We start from the raw sequence: 5,648 nt of genomic DNA, 5'->3' as shown, positions 1-5,648 counted from the left end.
CAGGGCCAAAATCAGCCACGAAGAGACGATTTTGGGCTGAAAATTGGAAAATTGAGCCACAGGACGTCGATAAAGGACGGTTTGGGGCGTCATATCGGGAGCTGCGGACCACTTAATCGCAACTTCCCTAAGAGGTAACAAAGAAGGACAAACAATTATGAGAGGTAAAATACTACTTTACCACTCAAAGTATCGCTGGCAATCACGCTCTATTTTTGGTTATTTTTTATACAAAATGACATTGTTCAGGTATCAAAAAATAATTTATGACACCGGAGTGCATCAGATGCGTTCATTTTTTTACACCATATGCAGTAGCGAACAGCAAGAAAGCATTACAGATCATCACTCACTTGCTGAGATATGCCAAAAATTTAATATTCTACCTGAACATGTTGTGATCGAGCAGGTAGATATTAAAGAGGTTGTTTCAGAGCAACGTTTACTCAGACAATTGATTCATCATGAAATGAACCGGCAGGACACGCTTGTCATTCCAGATCTAAGCTGTCTTGGCAGAACTGTGGAGGACTTACAGAATATTTTATTTTTTTGCCTTCAAAAAGAAATGTTTATCTACAGCTACCATCCAGCTTCAAGGATAGAGCCTTCTGCTGAAAGTTGCTTGTCTTTTTTGATTGCTCGTCAGGATACGATTGACATTCACAATCTGAAATCAACTAAAAGCCGATATCGACATGTTAAGAAGAAATTAGGACGAAAGGAGGGAAGCAAATACCGACGTGATATCACAATACTTAAGAAAGGTGGATTTACTCAGGCTGAGATTGTAAAGAAATTGAGTATCAGTTTATCGACTGTGAAACGGCACTGGAATAACGGAATCATCGGTTAATTCCAGAAGCTAATTGCAGAGTAACTTTTTAACAGCCATCACAGGCTGGGGCTACCTTCGTCTCAAATTTAGATGTTGGATAGGTATTATATAATGGCATTGTGTACTCTTACTACCTGTATTCACCAGTAAGAGTAGTAATCAGATCAGTATATCCGTACTAAGATCTGATACCAGTATATACCGACAACAGTGACCAGGAATAGCCCTGCCTGTATGGCATCCCTGTACGGTCTGCTATAGACCGTAGGACCAAATACAGGTATATATTATGAAAACATATCAAGGTACTCATGGAGTACATATCCTCGAATATCAGATCAAGATTAAAAAATTATTATGTTATTTGACTAACCGTTACCCCAGGTTAATTGCTGTACGTGTCGATCTCCACTATCCGAAGATAGTCGATAACGGAGACAATATCTGCTGTTTCCCTAATCTTGAACCAGGGGTGATATCCCGAATGCGTGATTCCCTCAGAGCTAAACTGGAGGCTGACCGTACCCGTAAGGAGCGTGAAGGTAAACGCATCTACCGTTGCCCTTTATTTATTATATGGGCGAAAGAGTATTCTGAGTCAGGTAAATGCCACTACCACATTTGCCTGTTGTTCAACAAAGACGCTTACTACCACCTCGGGGATTACGATCAGGACGATAACCTGAGAGGGATGATCACTGGAGCCTGGTACAGCGCCCTGAGACTGGAGAGAGACGATCACCTTGGTCTGGTCCATTTTCCTGAAAACTGTAAGTATGTGCTGGATAACAATAGTACTGACTTCCAGCAGAACTACCAGTCGCTGTTAACCCGACTGGATTACCTCACCAAAGTTGAGAGCAAAGTTTTTGGTGAAGGGGATCGTAACTTCGGCTGCAGCCAAATCGATCTGTAAGTCGGCAATGACCTTCCCAGTGAGAAGGCCATATTTGTATTGCATCAACCAATTACTGAAATGCAGTTTCGTTACGCAATTTTCTATAGATTACTGATAGTCATCAGCAAGTCCGCTACTAAATAACGTTTCTGCATTTTCAGCGGTAGCAACAGCATCCTGCACATCCTGCCGTTTCAAATCTAACACTCGTAATTTACCCTTTACTTCGGCGACAGATTCGATTCGCCCGTAAGCATCAGAATGATGTTCGGCATATAGAGCAAGTCCTTTCAGTTTGGGCAAAGCATCAGCCAGATGTAGGCCATGTGGATCTACCAGGTCCACAACCATTTTGCCATCCTGTTCGGCAAAGAACAGGAAATCGGGACGAACAATCTTGTACTGTTCAGCTTCAACATAAGCGATTCCCAGTGACGACTGCCCTGTGTACTGTGGATTACGATACCAGAAAGCAAATCCTTCACGTTTGGTTTCGATCTCAAAAACCTTGGTTTCCCAATGGTTCAACAGAGCCGGATAGTTCCCACTTTTGTCACACAACAAATGGTGTTTCCAGACCGGAATGTCAGTTTCCTTTTCACCTTCACGCACTCTGGTCATTTCAAACTTGTTCTCTGGCCTGACCAGATCCACATCCTGCGGTTCGGTACTCATTTCGACGATTTGACGGTAAGCCTCTTTACGCTCATCTTTCAACGTCTTGATCTGTGGTGTGTACTCGACCAGCCACGCCTTCGCCAGTTTATCGGCCTCGGTATCGAAGTAATCCTGCACCTCCATCACCAGCCCCATGCCTGCAACGGTCACACGAGCTTCCATGATTGCTTCCAGATATTCCTCTGCATCATCTTCTCGATCCGCAACCTTATCGGCCAGATATTCGACATAGGTACGTGAAACATCCGGGCTGAAGATTCGGGCTGCACGCCGGTATGCGTCATCAATCACCGCTACGTCCGCCTCTTCCCAGAATTCGTTGAAGGTCATAGCTTTGTTCTTCAGGCTGGCAACCACTGCCTTGCCATCCACAACGAGCACGGCATTGCGCTTGTTTTTGATTTTTTCAGCATTTTCTGTCTGGATCTTGTCCAGAACAGCGTGCAAAGCAGCATGGGCTTTCCTGACTGCCCCTTCAAGAATACCGTCATCAACCAGTTCCTGTGCCAGCGCGGTCAGACGTCTGGCGGGTCTGGCTCCTTTCTGTGGTCGGGTTTGCGAAGGTAGCGCTTCAAATACTTCCCATACGGCAACTGAAGCCGCCGGGTTAGGTTTCATCTCCACTGGGTTAACAAGGATGCGTCCGCTCGGAGGAGAGGTATCATCGCCCTTAAACAAGGTATTGACGACATCTCCTACGGTATTAGTATTAAACTTGGGCAGCAGACATTCTACTGAGTTTAAGCGCTCATTACCCGGAATACGTCTTGCTAGTGGAGTACGTACCATACGCCCCAGCAATTGCGTAATATGTGTTCTGTCGCTGGCAGCGCGGAAGGAAACCATCACTTCGGCACGCGGGCAATCCCAGCCAGTGCTGATGGCATCTTTAGCAATTAGTACGCGCACCCAGGTTGATTCCTGCACCCGCTGCGGTTCAATATAAGGCACCTGGTGTTGGCCGAAACGTTGTGTGGTGTGTTCACCGAAGACATGAGCAACACTGTCAAGGGGCAACTCAGGATAACGGGAGAATAACGTATCCAGCCAGCGTCCGACCTCGTTTGGATCTGGCATATTGGGAACCTGGAATACCATCAGAGGCACTACTTCGCGTACGGTTTCCTGCTGCCTTGCGTACTCTGCCCAGGCATCGCTCGCTTCCCTGAGTTTGTCGGCAGCACGGCGTACCCACACTGTATCGAAGTCACCAGCTTCATCAGGCACACCCAGAATGATATCGTCCTTGATAAGTCCCGATTCCTGCACTTTAGCGGGGTCAACCACCACATTCGGCAGTTTGACATGATGACCAGCATTCACAATGGCTTTGTCGAAACGTTCAACTGTGGCGGAGATCCCCCATACTACTGGAATACCCTTTACCCCAGCCGAACCGTTGATGAGCCGTTGCACAATGGTACTTTTAGCTGCTTCGCTGGAAGTCGTTGACGATCCCATCCCCCTGTGCGCTTCATCTAGCACTAAGTAAAGGGTCAGATCTGGGTCTTCGATGGTGTTTTGAATAGTATCCCACAGCGTATAAGCCTGTGCATCAGGGGCAGCCTCGAAAAGCCCGCCTTTATCATCAAACCCGCGCACCAATAGACTGTTTTTGCCAAACTTATGCGTGTTAAGGAAATAGATTTTCCCGGCCTGAAATTTGCGCCGACTGAAAGGGTGTTCAACGACTACCATATCGTTATAGTTGATACGATCACTGGCCTCCATCAGACGAAAACGGGTTTGCTCGTTCAGTGCAGGATCGTCACTGAACCAGATCACTACCGCGCCGGGATCGGCATCGAAATTAAATTCGTCGTCGCCATGAAATAATGCTTCAAACGCAGCGGCAGCCATGACGGTCTTACCCGCACCGGTCACAGCCGTTAAAGAGAAGGCGCTCTTATCGCTCTCGTTATGCCAGTAACGGCGAGCCTTTCTGAGATTCACCAGCGAATCACGCACCGCATCCCGCTGGTAGTCCTTGAGAGTGAACTTCATTCTGTTAATTCCCCACTGGTGAAGCTGAAATTGGTCAGGTACGATTCGTACAGACGCACAGGCTCAACGCCTTTTGGTAAACGTCTGCTTACAGCCTGGAAGTGACGATCGTCGTCGGTGACGATGAAGGCCACTCGCACGTCACTGGCGTGGCTAATGGCTTCAATGAAGGGTGTGGCCTGATCCATAGCCGACAGCAGGCCATACGCATCAGTCACCGCCCATCCTGCAGCAGGCAGTTTGTCAATACGTTTGCCGCATGCGCCAGCACGTAGCCACAGTAACGGCGCAATGTGACTAAAAGCCAAGTTGTGGCTAACCGATTTCTCTGCTTCGTAGGTCAAGGTGAAAAATTCGGCGTTTTCCTCGAAGCCTTCAGACATGGGGAACTCATCGATAAATTTATAATTGCCCTTAATAGGTTGTCCTTTCGGCGTTTTCCCTGTGATGGCGGCCTGTACACGTGGTTTGGTTATGTAGTCACAGATGCCCCACTTTTCCCAATCAGGATCTCCGGGGCGAAAACCCTGTTGTCGCAATTTTTTCTGTTCGTCGGCAGAGACTTCGTTATTAGTGACAGAGATGCACTGACGATAACCACCATCCTGCTTGTTAAGGCGCATGACTGCGTGGGCTGTTGTACCTGAGCCGCTAAAGAAATCGAGAATGATTGCTTTGGGCTTGTTAGCAACAAAAAAGCGAAGAGCGTCCTCAACAGCATAAAGCGATTTAGGGAATGGAAAAGTTCTCGACGGCAACAAGGAGCGAAGAAGGGCTGTGCCATACTCTGAGGCATTATGAGACGCAATTTTCCATTGTGAGGGGGCAACTCGGCGAGTATCGCGGCGACCTGTTGCGATCAGTGAGCCATCCTCAGCACGACCATGTATTTCGAAAAGATCAGACAATACGGCTGCATACGCACCGTCAGGAAGATAATTTACGACAAAACCATAGGAAGTGGCTCGCCCTAGTCTAACCCTACCTTGCTCAATGCGGCTTCGTAATTCTGAAGGCCCAACTTGCCATACACCTTCTGAACCATCTGAACGTAGAGGCCAAATAGTCGTCAGTCCGGGTCTGTCCTGTGGGAGTTCTGCTCCTAAGGAAGGTGCGAATAAGTCCGAGATGTGAGATCATCGTGTTGTAACCTGAACCCAGAATGAGTAACCGGATGAGCCAGCAACTGACTTTTGCCGACAGTGAGTTTTCCAGTAAACGCCGCCAGAC

General features: G+C 47.5%; 4 protein-coding genes. 2 read left to right on the top strand and 2 right to left on the bottom strand.

Annotated elements, in window-relative coordinates; translation table 11 throughout:
* The first annotated feature begins 157 nt into the window (after positions 1-157).
* Positions 158-856: a recombinase family protein gene (locus ACOTXT_RS22160; protein WP_266195238.1), complete on the top strand. Its 699-nt coding sequence runs from the start codon at positions 158-160 to the stop codon at positions 854-856.
* Between the two features lie 271 nt (positions 857-1,127).
* Entirely contained in the window at positions 1,128-1,754 is a 627-nt protein-coding gene (locus ACOTXT_RS22155) for an inovirus Gp2 family protein (protein ID WP_333165711.1), read from the top strand.
* A 90-nt stretch (positions 1,755-1,844) separates the two neighbouring features.
* Here ACOTXT_RS22155 and ACOTXT_RS22150 read toward each other — a convergent pair whose 3' ends face one another.
* Positions 1,845-4,418 carry a DEAD/DEAH box helicase gene (locus ACOTXT_RS22150; protein ID WP_016246235.1) on the bottom strand — a complete coding sequence of 858 codons (2,574 nt, stop codon included), beginning with the start codon at positions 4,416-4,418 and terminating at the stop codon, positions 1,845-1,847.
* Positions 4,415-5,326: a DNA methyltransferase gene (locus ACOTXT_RS22145; RefSeq protein ID WP_409022902.1), complete on the bottom strand. Its 912-nt coding sequence runs from the start codon at positions 5,324-5,326 to the stop codon at positions 4,415-4,417. The genes ACOTXT_RS22150 and ACOTXT_RS22145 overlap by 4 nt, the downstream gene beginning before the upstream one ends.
* Between the last annotated feature and the right edge of the window lie 322 nt (positions 5,327-5,648).

Origin of the sequence: Enterobacter cloacae complex sp. IR5422, from assembly GCF_049238165.1 — a bacterium.
GTDB lineage: Bacteria > Pseudomonadota > Gammaproteobacteria > Enterobacterales > Enterobacteriaceae > Enterobacter > Enterobacter roggenkampii.
Note: the sequence above shows the minus strand (reverse complement) of the source record. Positions and strands in the feature narration are given on the sequence as shown.